Raw genomic sequence first — 20,047 nt, 5'->3', positions numbered from 1 at the left:
TTATTTTATTTATTTGATATACTTTGTGCTCACTGTATAAATATCGGTTGGTAGCTTAAAATTCTTTAATGAATGTCAAAAATTTTAAAATTTTGGTCCTGTCTCCCCCCCACTAACCAACATTTTCACAACTCAAACACATTCATTAAAATTTTTTTAATTAACAAGCAAATTTTTTCATCACATTTAAAGTAATGTGGTAATATATATTTAATAAGAATTATTTTAAATAAGAAACTCTACAACTAAGAGATTAAATAAATAGAGATTAAATAAATAGTGATTAAATAAATAGTAAGTATTATAATCTGTACGCTGCTGTCCAAGGACGGCAGCTTTCGTGTTTTATAAGGATAGTGAATTTGATTATTTTTCTCAATTGAAAATAAGAAAGGGGTATTTATTATGGAAGCAAGTCCAAAGGTTACTACGATTCATGCTACATATGAAGCTGACCATGTGGAATCTACATCATTTCTTTCAAAACATGGAGAATTAATTGCCGCTTTAGTTTCGGGTGTATTAATTCTAATTGCTTCATTCGTTAAAAACGATAGTTCAATCATGTCGATTATTTTATATGTTTTAGCATTTTGTATTGGGGGATATGCAAAGGCGAAGGAAGGTATTGAAGATACGATTGCTGAAAAAGAACTAAATGTTGAAATGCTGATGATTATTGCGGCGGTTGGTTCGGCTGCAATTGGATATTGGACTGAAGGTGCGGTACTGATTTTCATATTTGCTTTAAGTGGTGCACTTGAAACTTATACGTTAAATAAAACAAATAAAGAGATCTCTTCACTTTTATCTCTTCAGCCACAAACTGCTATTCGATTAGTGGATGATGTTGAAGAAGTTGTCGGCATTAAAAGTTTAAATATTGGCGATTATATTTTAATTAAAGCTGGAGAACGAATTCCTGCTGACGGTCAAATCGTTAAAGGTGAAACATTAGTAGATGAAGCTGCTCTTACAGGTGAATCAATTCCAGTTGTTAAAAACTTAAATGATGAAGTTTTTGCTGGAACAATCAACATTAAAGGAACACTAGTAGTTGAAATTACGAAACATAGTGATGAGACTCTTTTCCAAAAAATTATTAATCTTGTTCAAACAGCTCAAAGTGAACAAACTCCTTCTCAGCAATTTATTGAAAAATTTGAAGGCGTTTATGTTAAAGGCGTTTTAATTGCCGTATTATTGATGATGTTTTTACCGCATTTTGCATTAGATTGGTCTTGGACAACAACATTTTATCGAGCAATGATTTTACTAGTTGTTGCATCACCTTGTGCATTAGTCGCATCGATTACACCAGCTGTTTTATCTGCTATCTCAAATGGAGCAAAGTCAGGAATTCTTGTTAAAGGTGGTATTCATTTAGAACGATTAGGCGTATTAAAAGCAATCGCATTCGATAAAACTGGTACTTTAACAATTGGTAAGCCAGAGGTAACTGGTTTTGAAAAAGTAGAAGATTTTGATCGTACAGCGTTATTATCGATCGTTGCTTCAATTGAAAAATACTCAACTCACCCGCTAGCTGCAGCGATTGTTGAGTACGCAATGAAACAAGGAATTACAGTATCTTCGTCATTTGAACAAATTGATGATCATCCTGGTTTCGGTGTATCAGCGATTTTAAATGGTACTGAGTACAGAGTAGGTAAAAAAGAATTCGTAACGATGAAACAAAATCCTCTTATTCAATTTGAACAACAATGGGAACAAGAAGGAAATACAATCGTATATGTTGGTACTCAAGATCAAGTCGTTGCGATTTTCTCATTAAAAGATTTAGTTCGTAACGAATCAAAGCAAGCCTTATCAACTTTAAATAAATTAGGTGTTCAAACAGTCATGATTACAGGTGACTCAGAACAAACGGCAAAAGCAATTGCTGCCGAAAGTGAAATCAATGAATACTTTGCATCATGCTTACCGGATGAAAAAGTTTCGATTGTTAAAAAGTTAAAAGATAACTATGGTCAAGTTGCAATGGTTGGTGATGGTATAAACGATGCCCCTGCTCTAGCAACTGCAAATGTAGGTATTGCAATGGGTGGCGGAACTGGAGTTGCTTTAGAAACGGCAGATGTCGTTTTAATGAAAAACGACTTAACGAAAATTTCAAAAGCAATCACTTTATCTAAACGCATGAACAAAATCGTAAAACAAAATATTATCTTTTCACTTAGCATAATTGCATTTCTGATCTGTTCAAATTTCCTACAAATCATTGATTTACCTTATGGTGTTATCGGTCACGAAGGAAGTACAATTTTAGTTATTCTTAACTCATTAAGATTATTAAGAGATTAAAAAAAAAGCATCGTACAAAATTGTACGATGCTTTCTTTTTTAAACTAACTAATAATGAGCTTTTTAGCAGGAAAAGCAATTATTCTAGTCAGTCTAAACTTAATGATAATCATTATGACCGTTTGCCGAACCACTAGTTTTGTTCTTTGGATGAGAGCTGCTTTTTTGTTTCTTATTCGATTTATCATTATGATTTTTCTTATTATTACTCATTTCAAATTTCCTCCCTTTTTGAAGTCTATTTTAGTTTACCTCTCTAAAATAAGACTACTCATGGAAGAAAACTCCATTATACAATAGAAGAAATTATTTTGGATTTGGATTATTTGGGTCAATTAATTTTGGTTTAGGTTTGTGCTTACCATATTGTCTTTGCTTTATTAATGCATTAAGCTCCCCACCAATAATCACAACCATTGCCGAAATAAAAAACCAAATCATCAAGATAATAATTCCACCTAAACTACCATAATGAATTGTGTAATTACCAAAATTATCTACGTAAAAAGCAAATCCAAATGAAGAAATAATCCATCCAAATGTTGCAAATAGAGAACCAAAGAATACTTTTTTAATGTGAACTACTTTACTCGGTCCAATTGAATATAAAACAGTAAATACAACCATTAAAATCACAAAGCTTAGTGACCAACGAATAATGCTCCAAGTGGCCAAGAAATCATTAGATATGTCTAAAAATTCAAATACAGACTTCGCAATTACTTTCCCAAACACTGGTATTAACAATGCAAACACGATCACAAAAATCATAATAATGGTTAAAAGGATTGAAACACCTCTTGCAACAAAGTAATTTCGTTTATCCTCAACATCATACGCATCATTAAGCGCTCGGATAATTGCATTAATCCCGTTGGATGCAGCCCAAATCGTCGCGATTAACCCGACTGATAAAACGCCACCATGTGATTGTCCGATTATTAACTGTAAATTACTTCGAATAATCGCCATTGCATCTGGCGGAGCATATTGACTCAAAAATGACAATATTTGCTCAGTAGATAGCGGTAAATAAGTTACGACTTGCGTTAAAACAAGTAGAAATGGAAAAAGAGATAGCATCAAGTAATATGCTAGCTCCGCTGAACGAGATACTATTTCGTCTTCCATACATTTTTTCACTAAATCCCAAACAAATGCTACAATAGAATTCTTTTTCTTAATCAAATTGACACCTTCAATTGTTATTCTTTAGATGTATTACCTGCCAATAAAATTGATTCTACTTTCTCTTGTACTTCATCTGCATTTTCTTCAGTTAATTCTTCAATACCTTCAAGAGTAGCTTCTAACTGCTCGTCAGTTTCAGAAGTTTCATGTTGAGAAGTTTCATTTTCATGATTTACTTCTAATGAAGTCGCTGAAATTTGCGATTTACCCTCTTCTAGGTCAATTGAATCTTCAATTTTCTCTTCTACTGCTTCAACTGCTTTTTCTGTTACTTTAGAAGAGCCTTTATCAAACTTGTTTAGTGTTGAATCTTTAATTTCGATCCATTTATCTTTTACAATTTGTACATTGCCTTCTAATTTCTCAACTGAGTTTTGTACTACTCTCAACTGATTTCGAACAGCACCTTTTACTATTTCTGGATCTTCTTTAATTTGATTTAATTTGTTTGTTACGCTTCTTCCTTTACGTGAGATTTTCTCACGATTTTCTTTGTTAAGTAGAGTAACCCCTGCACCAATTGCGACTCCGACTAGAATATTGCGTAAAGCTTTGTTACGTTTTGACATTCTACATCCTCCTCTAAACTGTTAATTGGTGTTGCTTTAAAATATGCTGAAGTAAATGAGTGCATCCTTCTGTAATGATCTCATATACTTCATTAAAATTACCCGTATAATATGGATCAGGCACTTCCTTCCACATTGATGCTGGAACATAATCTGAAAGTAGTGAAATCTCTCCTATACAATTATTTCTTGCTAAATTCATTAAATCCTCTTTATTCTGTGCATCCATAGCGACAATATAACTAAAATATTTAAAGTCATTTTCTGTCACTTTTCGAGCTTTCATACCTTCGAAGTTTATACCTTTTTCACTTAATAAACCTTGTGTTCCCTTATGCGGAGGATGGCCAATATGCCAATCTCCAGTACCAGCTGAGTCTATCATAAATTGTTTATCTAACCCTTTTTCTGTCACTAAATGACGAAAAACAGCCTCAGCCATTGGCGATCGACAAATGTTACCTAAACAGACAAATAATACTTGAATCATCTCAATGTCTCCTTCAAATTATTTACACTTTATGCCAAAATTTAGCTGTTTCTTTTGTATTATTCTACACGGTATATTTTAAAATGAAAAGCAAGCCATTGTGAATAATTTATGGCTAGTATAAATAAGATAAGAGTTATCATGCTTATTTTTTACAGAATAGCTATGATTACACTCATTTTTTTAAAATAATTTCATTGATTATCTAAAAAAAACTTTGTAAGGTATGAACCGATACTTTCACAAATTCCATTAAATTTGATCAACATTTTTAATTTTTACAGATAAATTAATTGTATTTTTAAATGACCTTGACTATATTTAGTAAAGACAACTAAATGTAAGTTAAACCACAAGGGGAGCCATTTGGCTGAGAGTGAATAGATTAAGCTATTCTTACCCTCTGAACCTGTTAGTTAGTACTAACGTAGGGATGTGGCACGATGAAAAGCAATGCCGGGATCATCATGCTACCCAGTATTGCTTTTTTTATTTATTCCTACTAAAATCTCCCTAAATTTGAAATGTGGAAGTGGCACGCCTCATACCTCGATTCCACAAAGGGCAAGGCGCACGAACTAGGCATGACAAATGTATGCGACTAGTCGCTAACTTCATTATTTTCAAAGTGTTTCACTACATAGGTTGTCCACTAGATAAAGGGGGAAATAGAGATGAAGACATCAAAGATTCAATTAATGGCGGAAATAGCAATGTGTGCAGCACTAGCAATCGTTTTTGATTTCTTACCATTGTTTACTGCACCTCAAGGTGGCTCTGTATCATTATCAATGATTCCAGTTTTTCTAATTGCTTTTCGTTGGGGATTTAAAGAAGGATTAATTACTGGTCTATTATTAGCAGCACTACAAATCGTTACAAAGCTATATTTCGTTCATCCAATTCAAGTATTTTTAGACTATATTGTCGCATTTACAAGTCTCGGATTAGCTGGTCTTGTTTATAAACAAATAAAAAATAGCTTAACAAATGGCAATAAAAAAAGAGCAGCAGCCTATATAATTTTAGGAACTTTTATCGGCTCACTTGCTCGATTCATCTGCCACTTTATTGCTGGGATCGTTTTCTACGGTTCATACGCACCAAAAGGTACACCAGTTTCACTTTATTCATTAGTATATAATGCTTGGTACATGGTTCCTTCATTTATTATTAGTGCAGTTCTATTAATCATTTTACTTTCTTCTGCGCCAGTTCTTGTTCATGTTAAAAAGAACCGTAATCAAGCAGCATAAGTATAGAAACCTTTACAAATAAATTAAAAAGGAACAGAATCCCCCATCAATTATTCAGCTTGATAGGGGGTTAACTTTTCCTTTTACTTCAAATTATTTCATGATTTTAAAGTGGTGTATCTGCTAAAGTCCACGTTAAAGTCGTCTTATATTTAGCTCCTACTTCTTTATAGGCCCCTCCTGGCACGAAAAGAGTAACATTTGATGAATTCAGACCATATGAAATCGTCCATGTTCCGAATCCCTTTCCCTCATCTGCAAAGGCTACATCCTGTGCACCTCCACCTGGAACCAATGTTACTGTTTTGGCTACTGGTTTATACTGCTCGTCAGTCGTTGAGTTTAAAATAGGATCAGTTAATTTTAATACGGCACCAGATAGCTCATTATTTCCACTCTTAAATTGTTCATTTTGTTGTACGGATAATTTCCACCCTGTTTTTGCTCTTCGGTGGTCTGTTACTTGAATGAAATTTGGTACTTGAATGACTGAACCATCGGAAGTTTGTTTTACTTGATCTAATTGAGCAGTATAAACTTCATTACTACCTGAAATTTCATGTTCACCAAAGTTAAAATTTGAGACATAATCAATACTTAATGAACTCTTTGTTCCTGGTTCATGAGGATTATTTGGATCAGTTGGGTTTACTGGCTCGACTGGATTTGTTGGGTTTGTTGGATCAACTGGATTTTTTGTTTCTGCTGTTACGGTAGCAAATGTTTCTGTACTAGTATTCCCTGCAATATCGGTTGCAGTTGCCCTCACTACATCTCCCTCATACAACGTCCGTGGCGGTATAGATACCGAATACGAACCATCTGTTTCAGTGATTGTCGTTAGAATTGATTGATCTGGTAAAATGATCCTTACTGTACTACTTGCCTCTGCTGTTCCCGTTATACTTGTACTTATATCTGTAATGGAATTAATAACTGGCGGTAAAATCGTTTTGTCTACTGTAAAGTGTCGAATTGTTTGATTACCTGCTAGATCCGTGATGACTAATGTATGTTCACCATCATCAGGATTGATCGTACCAGAAGTAATGGTAGTCCCATTTAATTTTGCTGTATCAATACCGCTTAGCGCATCACTAAATGTAATATTTGTTGCTGTATTACTATTATATAATTGCCCGTTTGCATAGTTAGTAATAGGAGGTTCTTTATCAATTTTGACAGTAATTTTAGCTCCAGGATCAGTTTCCGGATTACTTTGGTTTCCAGAATCATCTTTTACTCTAATTTGAATATTTGTCGTACCTTGGGTTGAAACTGTATAATCAACGCCTGTTGAGGTTGCATTACTTAATCCATCTTTATTCCATGTAGCACCATTATTTGTAGAAACCTCGTACGATGTCGGATCAACCCCATAATCATCAGTTGCTGTGAAGTGAATTGTCGTGTTTTTATTGGTCCATGATGTACCACCTGTGTAATCTTCTGGTATGGTAATAATAGCATCCGTTATTTTTGGTGCTTGAGCATCGATCAATGTGACTGAAACAGGAAAAACCTGAAAGATTTGATATCCACTACCATCAATAGCTTCATGTCCACCGTCTTCAAAAAGAATTCTAAAATTTACTGTTGTTCCAATAGCGGTGAAAGTATACGTTATATTCTCAGGATCTGTGTAGTCTTTCCATTCATTTACTGGCGAAGGAAGAGTATCACTTAATAACCAGCTATACCTAGGTTTGGTATACTTATGTTCAATAAGGTTAAAAGAAAACTTTAAGGTATAAGTTTGCCCTGGAATTGTATTAATCGTTTGCTTCATACCTACAAACTCTTGAGAATCTACAGTGTTGAAAACTTTTAATAAAATCCCTCCAATACCTGAAATAGGTTTAACATAACTTTGTGGATCAACTTCACCAAACACCTTATACCAACCTCCACTTTGCCCTTCAAAATTAGGGCTATAAGGACCTAGTTCTTGGCCTCTATTTAAATACGACACAAATGTCCAATTTGGAAAAGTAGTTGTTTGACTATCAAAATTAAATGTAGAGTTTTGAAATAAGTTTGGAAAGGTTGCTGCTTCTGTAGTAGTAGGTTTAAGTAATCCCTTAACTCCAAGTTCATTCGGCTTTGTCACACTCATTATGATGACAAAAATAGAAGCTAAAACAATTGCTTTAAAAAGACGTTTTCTTTTTTTCACCATTTTGTTTCCCCATTTCAAAATTAATTTTTCTTTACTGTTTCTCTATATTCTTTAAACGTCTAATTAAGATAAACGTAAAAATGACTAGTAAAAGGAATAAAATACCGCCGATTACGTACCACATTTTACTATCCTTGTTCAGATCTAAAGTATTTAGTTCTTCTGCTGAATTGCTCTTAACGGTATATATTCTTGTCCATTTCCATGATTGCTCACCATCTGAGGCGTTTATTTCTATACGGTAATTACCAGGCTCAATCGCTTGGTCATCCCAATCTATTGCATAATCAAAATTTGAATTCGGTGCCATTCTTAGATTTTCTTTCATTGTTTCATGAAGGATTTTTTCACCATGTTCCGTATATACTTTCGCATCTACGCTCAAATTTTTTAACATAGCTGGCTTTATATTTTGTAAATTTGCTGTCACTACATTTCGTGCATTGATTTGTGCTGGTTTCACTTCATTTAATTTCAAATCTGGCTTGACTACTTTATCGGTTTCTCTTAATAAAACACCAATAACATACGCATATTTATTTTTTATTTGAACGCTTCCATCTTCTTTTTTTGCTTTTCCTTCGTCTTCTTTCTCACTAAAATGAAGTCCACCTAGTATAACACCATCGAATTGCTGATTCGGCATCTCAATCGTAATCTCTATTGTTGACTCACTTTTTGCTGGAATTTTTGTCTCTTTTTTTACTTTAGCAATCGTAGCGAAAGGTATTTCTAACGTATCGTCTACTTTTGAATTTGAAACACTGTAATCCGTAATTCCATTACTATTTGTAGTCGCTGAATTAGCTTTTGTCTGAACAACTATATTTTTATTCGTATCATTTTTAATTTGAACATTTAAGATTTGTTTTTGTCCTGGTTTCATTCTCAAATCAAAATAAGTTTTGCTCTGATCAATTTGATTAGTTGGCATAACAGGCGATACTGCAAAATTCATTTCAGCTGCACTTGCATGAAAGTTATTAATATTTATTAGAAAGAAAATAATAATCATTTTTTTTAGTACATTCATAGATAGCTCCTTTTTTGATCTTGACTAAAAAAATTCATGCAAATTAGATTACTTTTGTTTAGTATCTTTATTCGATTTATTTGCAATACACAAATAGTTTAACTATTTGCCTACTATATTTGAAACCCCCATCAAATTCTCACAGTTAAATATGTGAAAAATGTAACATGATACTATTCGATCGTTCAACGACTATTTTTACCTAAGTCAACGGTAATGAGTTTGAGTTTTAACTATTTTTTTGTTTCGTGTTCTAATCCAGATTTTAGGTGTAACTGTTACGAATGCTGTTATCGCTATCTTTTAGTTCATTCAATCACCAAATAATAAAAATATTTTATTCACACTTTAAATATGCATTTAATTTTTGAACACTTTGTGAATTTTGGTTATCTGTCCTTTTCTTCATTCATATATATAATTACAGAAAAATTTTAAAAGGGGGTTTTATCATTGGTCTATGATGTACTCATCTTTTTCTTTTTTGTCATTATTCTTCTTGGTATGACTGGTTCATTATTTTTGTTATTGAAAAGAGCTTTAAATAAGGATGATGCACTTAGAATAGATCCGAAACTTTCTCTGCCTAAAGAAAATGAGCATTCATAGAATACCCCCCCATCCTAGTGATGGGGGTATTCTTTTACTGTTGAAATAAAGCATTGTCAATATTGAACAACAGAAGTTTAAGTTTATATTTGAGCGAAAATTTGAATGATACTTCCTCATAACAGGTTCATGGGGAAGGAAACCGCCGAAAATTTGAAAGATACTTCCTCATAACAGGTTCATATTCCTTATGACAGGTTCATGGGGAAGGAAACCACTGAAAATTTGAATGATACTTCCTCATAACAGGTTCATGGGGAAGGAAACCGCCGAAAATTTGAAAGATACTTCCTCATAGCAGGTTCATGAGGAAGGAAACCACCGAAAATTTGAAAGATACTTATAACAGGTTCATGAGGAAGAAAACCGCCGAAAATTTGAAAGATACTTCCTCATAACAGNNATTTTCATTTCATCTTTCCGTTAACTTACAAACTTTTCTTGGGTAAGAAAGAATCATTTTTTAATCCTCCCCCTCAAATAAAATGTAGTTTTTTTATTTCAATATAATGCTATTGACAATTTAACGTTAATTTTACTAATTGTTGTCTGAGCTATCAAATATTACCATGACTATTTTTACTGAATATCAGTTAAGATGGTTTATATGGTTTTTTAATCTTTTACATCATTTAGAGGAGGGATTTTAATGGATACATCGTCCATCTCAAAAACGACTGTTGATGTGCTAAACAAACAAATAGCAGATTGGAATATTCTATTTGTAAAGTTACATAACTATCATTGGTATGTAAAAGGTCCAAATTTTTTCACTCTACACACTAAATTTGAGGAATTTTACAATGAAGCGAGTTTACATATTGACGAGCTAGCAGAGCGAGTGTTAATAATTGGTGGAAAACCACTAGCTACAATGAGAGAGTATCTTGATACTTCAAGTCTTAAAGAAGCTAATAAAAATATTACTTCTGATGAAATGGTACAGGACATTGCTAAGGACTTTAACTATTTAATTGAAGAATTAAAAGATGGTATGGAAATTGCAGAGTTTGAAAATGATTCAGTTACACATGATTTACTATTAGACATTCGTGAACAGCTTACAAAGCATGTTTGGATGTTAACAGCTTACTTAAATTGAATTTAAACTTAAGCTTAAATTAAGAAAAGCAGTGTAAAATAAAAGGATTAGTGATCCTTCTATGTTTACACTGCTTTTTTCATTTCTCTTTATCTATAAATGAGGATTAGTTATACTTATTTTTTTTAATCTATTTCTTAATTTTCAATGTGAAAAACAGGCAATTTGAACTAGGAATTTCAAACTACAAATTGCTCATCCAAATAATATTTTCCACAAAATTATTCCATTTTCCGACAAAAACCCCTATTTTTCTCCTTCATTTTCAAACACATTTCATAATCAACTTCAACTATCGTTTTGAAAACGTTTTCATTTTGTATTTTTCTTACTCTCCCTTATTTTATTTACTCTATCAACCTTTTCACCGAAACACGATCACATTTTTTTCCTATTAATTTACTAGTTAATCGGAATTCCGAATGAATTATAGTCATAAAGGACTAGATATTACAGTAAATGTTTTCATATTGAAACATTCGCGTAATAATATTATACTTATGAAAATTCAAAATATATAAATAATTCTGCGCATAAAATCTCGAAAGGAGACACGAAATGTCAAAACCTCTTTTGGAAATCGAACATTTAACGACATCGTTTCGTATAAACAACCAATATTACCCTGCTGTGGATGATGTATCACTGACTGTCCATGAAAATGAAGTTCTTGCAATTGTGGGTGAGTCGGGTTGCGGTAAAAGTGCATTAGCCCTATCGATTTTAGGACTACATTCAAATAATCGTACAAAAATGAATGGATCGATCTCTTACAAAGGTACAAATTTATTAACGCTAAATGATAGTAAGTTAAATAAAATTAGAGGGAAGGAAATCGGAATGATTTTCCAAGAACCTCTGACTGCTTTAAATCCATTAATGACGATTGGTAAACAAATTGAAGAAAATTTAGATTTCCATACTGATCTTTCACGGACACAAAAAAAAGAGCGTGCACTAGAGCTACTAGATCAAGTTGGAATTCCAAAGCCAGAGGTTACTTATAAACAGTACCCGCACGAATTATCTGGTGGTATGAGACAACGTGCTATGATTTCAATTGCCATTGCATGTAACCCTTCGTTTATTATTGCAGACGAGCCAACTACTGCTTTAGATGTAACGATCCAGGCTCAAATATTAGATTTATTAAAAGAAATTCAAAAGAAAACGAAGCTAGGCATCATTTTAATTACGCATGACCTAAGTGTTGTTGCTGAAGTAGCGGACCGTGTTGCTGTTATGTATGCTGGACAAATCATTGAGACTGGTTCAGTTGAAGAAATACTAAATAATCCATTACACCCATATACGCGCTCACTATTAAACTCTATTCCTACTACTCATTCAAAAAATCAACGACTTCATATTATTGAAGGTACAGTGCCACCTTTAGACAAACTACCTAGAAGTGGCTGCCGATTCAGCCACCGTATTCCATGGATTCAAAATTATGCTCATGAAATTCAACCTATCTTGCACGAAGTTAAACCAAATCATTATGTACGTTGTTCTTGTTATAAGCATTTCCATTTCAAGAACGAGAAAGGAGCACCGATTGTAAATGTCTCTATTAAAGGTTGATAACTTAAAAGTACATTATCCGATTCGTGGTGGTATTTTCCGAACAGTCGTAGATCATGTTCGAGCTGTTGATGGAATTTCATTTGAACTAAAAGAAGGCGAAACATATGGTTTAATTGGCGAATCTGGTAGCGGAAAATCTACTGCAGGTAAGGCTATTCTTCAATTAACACATGCTACTAATGGGAGTATTAAGTTTTTAGACAATGACTTAATCAAACTAAATAAAAAGCAATTGCGAGCATTTCGACAAGAGATTCAAATGATCTTTCAAGACCCATACTCTTCTTTAAATCCTAAAAAGCGTATTATTGATTTAATTGCAGAACCGCTAAGAAACTTTGAAAATTTAACTGCTGAAGAAGAGCGTGAAAGAGTACTTTACTACCTTGATAAAGTTGGTTTATCTAAAGAGTCACTATATAAGTATCCACATGAATTTTCTGGTGGGCAACGTCAACGAATTGGGATTGCTAGAGCTTTAACTTTACAACCTAAGTTAATTGTTGCAGATGAGCCTGTTTCTGCTTTGGATGTTTCAGTACAAGCTCAAGTACTTAATTTCTTGCAAGATTTACAAGAAGAATTCAAACTAACTTATTTATTTATCGGTCATGACTTAGGTGTTATTCGCCATTTATGTGATCGAATTGGTGTTATGTATAGAGGAAGACTTGTTGAGGAAGGCACTACTGAAGATATCTTAAACAACCCGCAACATATCTACACGAAACGATTAATTGCGGCAATACCAGATATTCGTCCAGAAGTTCGTGAAGAAAAAATTAAAGAAAGACAAGCAGTTAGACAGGAATATCAACAAAATGCTTCTTCTTACTTTGATGCAAATGGTCGACCATTTGATTTAAAACCAATCTCAGATACTCATCGAGTAGCATTACCTTAGAAAGGAGTAACGAATATGTTAAAATTTGTCATTCGCCGTATACTCATCATGATCCCTCAGCTACTGATCTTGAGTATACTAATCTTTGCACTAGCCAAAGCAATGCCAGGTGATGCACTAACTGGTCGATCGATCAACCCAAAAGCTAATCCACAAGAGATTGAAAAAATTCGTGAAGAAATGGGTTTAAATGATCCGGCATATGTTCAGTATTATCATTGGATTAAAAATGTTGCAAAAGGAGATTTTGGTGTTTCCTATACACATAAAATCAATGTAGTAGATGTAATTGGTGATCGTATTGGAAATACTGTATTACTTGCCCTATGCGTGTTTCTTGTGACTTATTTACTGGCAATCCCACTTGGTATTATTAGTGGACGCTATAATGACACGTGGGCGGATAAGCTCATAACCGGATACAATTATTTAGGTTTTGCTACCCCTTTATTTATTTTTGGTATTGTCATGTTGTTTGTTTTTGGATTTTATTTTGATCTTTTTCCTACGGGTGGTAGCGTAGACCCTCAAGTTGCTGACGGAACGTTTGCTTATTATGTAAGTAAATTAGATCATCTTGTTTTACCAACTTTATCAGGTGCACTTATTTCAACTGTAGGGATTTCTCAATATTTACGCAGTGAAATTATTGATACAAAATTAAAAGATTTTGTAAGAACAGCTAGGTCAAAAGGTGTTCCTGAAGCAAAAGTTTATTCTCGACATATTTTACGAAATTCATTTTTACCAATCGCTGCATTTTTAGGTTATGAGATTACTGGTTTAATAGCTGGTTCTGTATTTTTAGAATCTATTTTCGGCTATCCAGGAATTGGGCAGCTGTTCGTCAAATCCGTTATGTTACGTGATTTTACTGTTGTAAATGCGCTTGTTTTAATGACATGTCTTGCAACACTATTTGGGACATTAATCTCAGATATTATTCTAAGCATCGTAGATCCACGTATACGGATTGAATAGGGTAGGTGAAATTTATGGAATTAAAAATCGAAAATCAAACTCATATTACAGAGCAACGAAAAAGTCCATCTGGATTTAGTGTCATTTGGGCAGAATTTAGACGAGATAAGTTAGCTTTAAGTTCTCTTATCGTGCTTGGCCTAATATTAATAAGTGTGTATGGTACTTCGCTTATTTTAGACCAAGACCAAATCGTTAAAGTCGACTTTCTATCAATCTATCAGCCCCCTTCCTCAACTCATTGGTTAGGTACTGACTATGGGGGACGCGATATATTTGGACAACTCATTATTGGTACTAGAAATTCTTTTACGATTGGACTTTTTATCACCATTATTACAAATCTACTGGGCCTAACATTAGGTTTAATAGCTGGTTATTTTGGTGGCTGGGTTGACAGTGTCGTAATGCGTATTATTGACTTTTTCTTATCCTTACCAACATTAATGTTAATTATTGTATTCGTAACTGTTGTTCCTAAGTTCTCAATTATAAATTTTGTCCTTATTATGAGTCTTTTCTTATGGACAGGTAAAGCAAGATTAATTCGTTCAAAAGTTTTATCAGAGAGCGAATTAGACTATGTGGCAGCAGCTAAAGCAATTGGTACGCCGAATTGGAAAATCATTATCTCACACGTATTACCAAATGTAAGCTCATTAATTATCGTTGCATTCACTTTAAACCTAGCAGGAAATATTGGAATTGAATCTGGTCTTACCTTCCTTGGATTTGGTTTACCAGAAAGTACACCGAGTTTAGGAACACTAGTTAGTTATGCAACAAATCCTGATGTTTTACAAAATAAGCTGTGGATCTGGTTACCTGCATCGTGCATGATTTTGGTGCTCATGCTGAGTATAAATTTCATCGGTGAAGCGCTAAAGCGTGCAGCTGATGCTAGACAAAGAAGAGGATAATAAAAAGTTAAGGAGAGTGGAAATATGAAAAATGCAAAAAGTTTTACAAAAGTATTAAGCGCAATGGCAGTATCTATGATGATCCTTTCAGCATGTAAAGGTGGCGACACAAAGACTGCTACTACACCTAAGAAAGTTGATCAAGCTGCTTTCCCTATCAAAGTAACAAATAACAAAAAATCGATCTCAGGTGGCGTTTTAAAATACGGTTTAGTTTCTGATACACCATTTGAAGGAATTTTAAATACAGTTTTCTATGAAGGCGATCCAGATTCTCAAGTACTCCAATTCTTTGATGAGGCACTACTTTCAACAGATGAAAACTATATTTATGACCAAGATGGTGCTGCTACATACAAATTGAGCGATGACAAAAAGACAATTACGTTAACAATTCGTGATAATGTAAAATGGCATAATGGTGATCCTGTTACAGCATCAGATTTAGAGTATGCATATCTTGTAATTGGAAATCCAAAATACACTGGTGTACGCTATGATTCACAAATGTCTATGATTGAAGGTATGGAAGAATACCATAACGGTAAAGCAAAGAATATTTCTGGTGTTAAAGTAATTGATGATCATAACATTTCAATTACGTTTAAAGAAGCAAATCCATCTGTATTGACTGGATTATGGACATACCCACTACCTAAAAAATATTTAGGGAATGTTCCAATCGAAAAATTAGTATCATCTGACCAAATTCGTAAAGCTCCAATCGGCTTTGGACCATTTAAAATTAAAAAGATCACTCCAGGCGAAGCTGTAGAGTTTGAAGCGAATAAAGATTATTGGAACGGTGCTCCTAAACTTGACGGTGTACTTTTAAAAGTTGTTAATCCAACTATTGCTACATCTTCTCTAGCAAATGGAGATATCGATGTCGCTTCTGTATCAGCTGACCAATATGAGCAAGCTAAAAAATTGAAAAATATCTCATTAGTCGGTAAAACAGAATTAGCTTACTCTTATATCGGATTTAAATTAGGTCATTATGATGCAAAAAATGGTGTAAACGTAATGGATAATCCAAAATTCCAAGATAAGCGTGTACGTCAAGCAATGGCTTTTGCCCTTGATAACAAAGCAGTTGGGGAAAAATTATACAAAGGATTACGAGTGCCAGCAACATCTGTCATTCCACCATCATTCCCTAAATACTTTGATAAAGCATTAAAAGGATATTCACATGATCCTGAAAAAGCGAAAAAATTACTAGACGAAGCTGGTTACAAAGATGTAACTGGAGATGGTTTACGTGAAGATCCAAACGGAAAACCATTTAAAATCAACTTCGCTTCTATGAGTGGTGGCGATATCGCTGAACCATTAGCTCAATTCTACTTACAATCATGGAAAGAAGTTGGCTTAGATGTTCAATTATTAGATGGACGTTTACATGAATTCAACTCATTCTACGATATGGTAGAAAAAGATAATCCAAAAATCGATATTTTCGCAGCAGCTTGGGGAACAGGTTCTGACCCAGACCCATCTGGAATTTGGGCGAAAAATGCTCCATTCAACTACGTTCGTTGGGTAAATGAAGATAATGATAAATTATTAAAAGAAGGTATTTCAGCAAAAGCGTTTGATGAAAAATACCGTCAAGAAGTATACGATAAATGGCAAGAGCTTGTAAATGAAGAAGTGCCAGTAATCCCTACTCTATTCCGCTTCGGTTTAGATGGTGTTAATAAGCGCGTTAAAGGCTATGATTTAACAGCTGGTCAAGGCTTCCAAGGTCACTTACAAGATATCTCTGTAACAAGTGCAGAGTCTGAAAAAAATAAATAAGCAGTAAAAATGTAACTGTCACTCAAGTCAATGTACTTTTGGGACAGTTCTTTTTTTGTTATACTCCTACCTTTTAATTCTATAAATCATAATAGTGAAAATGTGGATAAGTAGCCTTCCCTTATTGAATGAATGAAAGGTTATTAACATCAAAACAGTGGATAAGTTGTCTCTCTCCACTTCAAAACCAATAAAAACTAACCAATATATATACATTGTTAATAAAAATTGTGAACTTTGTTAATAAAGTAGAATTAAACAACTACAAAAAAACTCGCTAGTAGTAAATTACTAGCGAGTCCAACAAATTTTTTAGCAAATCTTAAAACGAATATTAACTTACTTTTTTCTTCTCTTCTTGCTCGTGTTTTTCAATTTTATGCTTAGCTGAGAAGTGATAATAAATTAAACATGCAATCATAAATGGCACACCACAGTACAATGCAATGCGTTGATCTGGGATAAATGCAAGACTAATGATTACAGCTACATTTAAAACTAGAGCAATGATTGGAACGATTGGATATAGAGGCGTTTTAAATTTTAAATCCTCTACTTTTCCACCTTCTTGGATATATTTCTTTCTACCTAAAAGGTTTGATAGTGCAATGCTTGCCCAAATAAATACTGCTCCAAATCCTGCAATTGATAATAACCATAAGTAAACTGTATCTTCTGCGTAAATACCACTTAATAGTGATAAACATCCAAAGAACATACTAAAAGTTAACGCGTTTAATGGTACACCTTTTTTCGTTAATTTACCTAACTTCGCACTAACCATTCCCTTTTGAGCCATTGAGTACATCATACGTGAAGTAGCATATAAACCTGAGTTAGCAACTGATAAAACCGCTGTAATAATAACAAAGTTCATAATATCGGCTGCGTATGGAATACCGATGTTATCAAATACTACTACGAACGGACTATCTACTAAACCAGCTTTCTCCCAAGGGAATAAGCCTGCTAAAACAAACATTGATAAAATATAGAATACTAGAATTCGAAATACAGTGTTGTTAATCGCTTTTGGTACAGCTTTTGCTGGATCTTCACTTTCACCAGCTGCAATCCCTACTAACTCACTTCCTTGGAAAGAGAAGTTAACTGCAACCATTGTGACGATAATCGCTAAAAAGCCATTTGGAAATAGTCCACCGTGGTCTGTAAAGTTAGTCAGCATTGGAGCTTTTGACCCTTCTACTGGTACAATACCAAACATGACTGCTCCACCTAAAATAATAAATAAAACAATTGTTACTACTTTTATACTTGCAAACCAAAACTCAACTTCAGCAAAAGATTTCGTTGATAAAGCATTTACTGCGAACAATAGAACCCCAAATACTACACACCAGATCCAAGTTGATACATCTGGAAACCATCTCTTCATTAACATACTAACTGTAATTAACTCTAAACCAATTGTTACCGACCAGTTTAACCACGACATCCATCCAACTACGTAGCCTGACGCCGGAGAAATATATTTAGTTGCATAAGTTTGATATGAACCAGCATCTGGTAAACTAACTGCTAATTCTCCTAAACATAGCATTGTTAAATACATTACGATTCCACCTACTAAGTAGGCTAATATTGCTCCACCCGGACCAGCTTCACTAATTGTATAGCCTGATCCCATAAACAAGCCTGTCCCAATAATTCCCCCAAGAGCAATCATAAACAAGTGTCTACTTTTCAGCTCTTTTTTTAACCCCTGTTCTTGTTGTTTCATGAAAGTCCCTCCTCTAGATGCAAATTGTGCGTATAAGTAAAAATATTCTGACATAATAGAATTCAAGTTTACTTATTTCCTTAATGAACACTAAAACGCTCTAAATCAACTTACCTTAAGACTAAATTTTCAGATAATATCTGTAAGCGGATACAAACTTATTGTACCGAAATAATATCTTAATTATAAAAATAGAGTTTATTATCTGTCAATACAAGATAAGTGCTCCAGATGGAATTTCCACCTGGAGCAAATCTATTAGTCTATTAAACCCATCCACGGAAACGAGATGCTTCCGCCATTTTACGAATACCAACCATATATGCCGCTAATCTCATATTTACTTTGCGATTAACTGAAGTTTGGTAAACACTATCAAATGAACGTACCATTTTTTCACGAAGTTTTTGAGCAACTTCTTCATCAGACCAGTAATAACCTTGGTTATTTTGAACCCACTCAAAATATGAAACAGAAACTCCACCAGCACTTGCTAATACGTCTGGAACTAGTAAAATTCCACGCTCTGTTAATATTTTAGTAGCTTCTAAAGTAGTAGGACCATTTGCAGCTTCAACTACGATTGATGCATTAATGTTATGAGCATTTTCAATTGTAATTTGGTTTGAAATTGCAGCTGGAACTAAAATATCACAAGGTTTTTCAAGCAATTCTTTATTCGAAATGACATCAGTAAATAAGTTAGTTACTGTTCCGAAGCTATCTCTTTTTTCTAGTAAGCTATGAATATCTAAACCGTCTGGATCGTATAATGCGCCAAGTGCGTCAGAAATACCAACTACTTTTGCACCTGCTTCAACCATGAACTTCGCTAAGAAGCTACCCGCATTTCCAAATCCTTGAACAATGACACTAGCACCCTTTAAATCGATTCCCTTACGTTTAGCAGCCTCTTCGATACAAATTGTAACACCTTGAGCTGTAGCTGTTTCACGTCCTTCTGATCCACCTAATACAAGTGGTTTACCAGTAATAAATCCAGGAGAATCAAATTCTTGAATTCTACTATATTCANNCATCCAAGCCATAATTTGTGGGTTAGTGTATACGTCTGGAGCAGGAATATCTTTTGTTGGTCCAACGATTTGGCTAATCGCACGAACATATCCTCTACTTAAACGCTCTAACTCAAAAATTGACATCTTTCTTGGATCACAAATGATACCGCCTTTTCCCCCACCGTATGGTAAATCAACGATACCGCATTTTAAGCTCATCCACATTGATAAAGCTTTTACTTCGTCTTCGTTAACTTCAGGATGGAAACGAATTCCACCCTTTGTTGGACCTACAGAATCATTATGTTGAGAACGATAGCCAGTGAAAATTTTCACTG

16 protein-coding genes and 1 riboswitch are annotated in these 20,047 nt (G+C 33.9%); of the genes, 9 read left to right on the top strand and 7 right to left on the bottom strand.

Annotated elements, in window-relative coordinates; genetic code table 11:
- Nucleotides 1-405: 405 nt before the first annotated feature.
- Nucleotides 406-2,325 (top strand): heavy metal translocating P-type ATPase, encoded by a 1,920-nt coding sequence (locus tag CN925_RS02880; protein ID WP_098844633.1) that lies wholly within the window; start codon nt 406-408, stop codon nt 2,323-2,325.
- Nucleotides 2,326-2,631: 306 nt separating this feature from the next.
- On the opposite strand, the gene CN925_RS02875 is transcribed toward CN925_RS02880, so the two are convergent.
- From CN925_RS02875 to CN925_RS02865, 3 genes are read right to left on the bottom strand one after another with little or no spacing between them, the layout of a single operon-like run.
- Nucleotides 2,632-3,513 (bottom strand): YihY/virulence factor BrkB family protein, encoded by an 882-nt coding sequence (locus tag CN925_RS02875; RefSeq protein ID WP_286138246.1) that lies wholly within the window; start codon nt 3,511-3,513, stop codon nt 2,632-2,634.
- Nucleotides 3,514-3,530: 17 nt separating this feature from the next.
- Complete coding sequence (locus CN925_RS02870; protein WP_098844630.1) at nt 3,531-4,085, bottom strand: hypothetical protein; 555 nt, start codon at nt 4,083-4,085, stop codon at nt 3,531-3,533.
- Between the two features lie 13 nt (nt 4,086-4,098).
- Nucleotides 4,099-4,575, bottom strand: coding sequence for a low molecular weight protein-tyrosine-phosphatase (locus tag CN925_RS02865; protein ID WP_098844627.1), 477 nt, complete (start codon nt 4,573-4,575; stop codon nt 4,099-4,101).
- Between the two features lie 345 nt (nt 4,576-4,920).
- Nucleotides 4,921-5,026, top strand: a riboswitch (TPP riboswitch).
- 223 nt (nt 5,027-5,249) lie between these two features.
- On the opposite strand from CN925_RS02865, the gene thiT reads away from it, so the two are divergent.
- Complete coding sequence (gene thiT / locus CN925_RS02860; protein ID WP_098844624.1) at nt 5,250-5,831, top strand: energy-coupled thiamine transporter ThiT; 582 nt, start codon at nt 5,250-5,252, stop codon at nt 5,829-5,831.
- Between the two features lie 106 nt (nt 5,832-5,937).
- Here the strand turns inward: thiT and CN925_RS02855 are convergent, their stop codons facing one another.
- Together CN925_RS02855 and CN925_RS02850 are read right to left on the bottom strand one after the other, a co-directional pair.
- Complete coding sequence (locus CN925_RS02855; RefSeq protein WP_286138245.1) at nt 5,938-8,010, bottom strand: WxL domain-containing protein; 2,073 nt, start codon at nt 8,008-8,010, stop codon at nt 5,938-5,940.
- Between the two features lie 31 nt (nt 8,011-8,041).
- Complete coding sequence (locus CN925_RS02850; protein ID WP_098844622.1) at nt 8,042-9,043, bottom strand: WxLIP family cell surface protein; 1,002 nt, start codon at nt 9,041-9,043, stop codon at nt 8,042-8,044.
- A 453-nt stretch (nt 9,044-9,496) separates the two neighbouring features.
- On the opposite strand from CN925_RS02850, the gene CN925_RS21175 reads away from it, so the two are divergent.
- From CN925_RS21175 to opp4A, 7 genes are all read left to right on the top strand, one after another.
- The gene (locus tag CN925_RS21175; protein ID WP_180232811.1) at nt 9,497-9,652 is read left to right on the top strand and encodes a hypothetical protein; all 156 of its coding nucleotides are present in this window, start codon (nt 9,497-9,499) and stop codon (nt 9,650-9,652) included.
- Between the two features lie 664 nt (nt 9,653-10,316).
- Complete coding sequence (locus CN925_RS02845; protein ID WP_098844749.1) at nt 10,317-10,754, top strand: Dps family protein; 438 nt, start codon at nt 10,317-10,319, stop codon at nt 10,752-10,754.
- A gap of 558 nt (nt 10,755-11,312) precedes the next feature.
- Nucleotides 11,313-12,338 carry an ABC transporter ATP-binding protein gene (locus CN925_RS02840; RefSeq protein ID WP_098844619.1) on the top strand — a complete coding sequence of 342 codons (1,026 nt, stop codon included), beginning with the start codon at nt 11,313-11,315 and terminating at the stop codon, nt 12,336-12,338.
- Entirely contained in the window at nt 12,319-13,245 is a 927-nt protein-coding gene (locus CN925_RS02835; RefSeq protein WP_098844617.1) for an ABC transporter ATP-binding protein, read from the top strand. Before CN925_RS02840 ends, CN925_RS02835 begins: the two co-directional genes overlap by 20 nt.
- A gap of 15 nt (nt 13,246-13,260) precedes the next feature.
- Nucleotides 13,261-14,226 carry an oligopeptide ABC transporter permease gene (gene opp4B, locus CN925_RS02830; protein ID WP_098844614.1) on the top strand — a complete coding sequence of 322 codons (966 nt, stop codon included), beginning with the start codon at nt 13,261-13,263 and terminating at the stop codon, nt 14,224-14,226.
- Between the two features lie 14 nt (nt 14,227-14,240).
- Nucleotides 14,241-15,146, top strand: a complete 906-nt coding sequence (locus CN925_RS02825) for an ABC transporter permease (protein ID WP_098844611.1) — start codon at nt 14,241-14,243, stop codon at nt 15,144-15,146.
- A 24-nt stretch (nt 15,147-15,170) separates the two neighbouring features.
- Nucleotides 15,171-16,949 carry an oligopeptide ABC transporter substrate-binding protein gene (gene opp4A, locus CN925_RS02820; protein WP_098844609.1) on the top strand — a complete coding sequence of 593 codons (1,779 nt, stop codon included), beginning with the start codon at nt 15,171-15,173 and terminating at the stop codon, nt 16,947-16,949.
- 334 nt (nt 16,950-17,283) lie between these two features.
- Here the strand turns inward: opp4A and CN925_RS02815 are convergent, their stop codons facing one another.
- Together CN925_RS02815 and CN925_RS02810 are read right to left on the bottom strand one after the other, a co-directional pair.
- Entirely contained in the window at nt 17,284-18,690 is a 1,407-nt protein-coding gene (locus CN925_RS02815) for an amino acid permease (RefSeq protein ID WP_098844606.1), read from the bottom strand.
- Between the two features lie 266 nt (nt 18,691-18,956).
- On the bottom strand, nt 18,957-20,047 hold a 1,091-nt coding region (locus tag CN925_RS02810; RefSeq protein WP_142339177.1), incomplete at its 5' end, for a Glu/Leu/Phe/Val family dehydrogenase.

Source organism: Bacillus sp. AFS055030 (genome assembly GCF_002574545.1).
Classification (GTDB): Bacteria; Bacillota; Bacilli; order Bacillales; family Bacillaceae_G; genus Gottfriedia.
The sequence above is the reverse complement of the archived record's forward strand: the minus strand, read 5'-3'. Positions and strand labels throughout refer to the sequence as shown.

Bases quoted from the DNA above. Each gene is read 5' to 3' on its own strand.
- CN925_RS02880 (WP_098844633.1), top strand. From the start codon at position 406: ATGGAAGCAAGTCCAAAGGTTACTACGATTCATGCTACATATGAAGCT.
- CN925_RS02840 (WP_098844619.1), top strand. From the start codon at position 11,313: ATGTCAAAACCTCTTTTGGAAATCGAACATTTAACGACATCGTTTCGT.
- CN925_RS02865 (WP_098844627.1), bottom strand. From the start codon at position 4,575: ATGATTCAAGTATTATTTGTCTGTTTAGGTAACATTTGTCGATCGCCA.
- opp4B (WP_098844614.1), top strand. From the start codon at position 13,261: ATGTTAAAATTTGTCATTCGCCGTATACTCATCATGATCCCTCAGCTA.
- CN925_RS02825 (WP_098844611.1), top strand. From the start codon at position 14,241: ATGGAATTAAAAATCGAAAATCAAACTCATATTACAGAGCAACGAAAA.
- thiT (WP_098844624.1), top strand. From the start codon at position 5,250: ATGAAGACATCAAAGATTCAATTAATGGCGGAAATAGCAATGTGTGCA.
- CN925_RS02870 (WP_098844630.1), bottom strand. From the start codon at position 4,085: ATGTCAAAACGTAACAAAGCTTTACGCAATATTCTAGTCGGAGTCGCA.
- CN925_RS02855 (WP_286138245.1), bottom strand. From the start codon at position 8,010: ATGGTGAAAAAAAGAAAACGTCTTTTTAAAGCAATTGTTTTAGCTTCT.
- opp4A (WP_098844609.1), top strand. From the start codon at position 15,171: ATGAAAAATGCAAAAAGTTTTACAAAAGTATTAAGCGCAATGGCAGTA.
- CN925_RS02815 (WP_098844606.1), bottom strand. From the start codon at position 18,690: ATGAAACAACAAGAACAGGGGTTAAAAAAAGAGCTGAAAAGTAGACAC.
- CN925_RS02835 (WP_098844617.1), top strand. From the start codon at position 12,319: ATGTCTCTATTAAAGGTTGATAACTTAAAAGTACATTATCCGATTCGT.
- CN925_RS02850 (WP_098844622.1), bottom strand. From the start codon at position 9,043: ATGAATGTACTAAAAAAAATGATTATTATTTTCTTTCTAATAAATATT.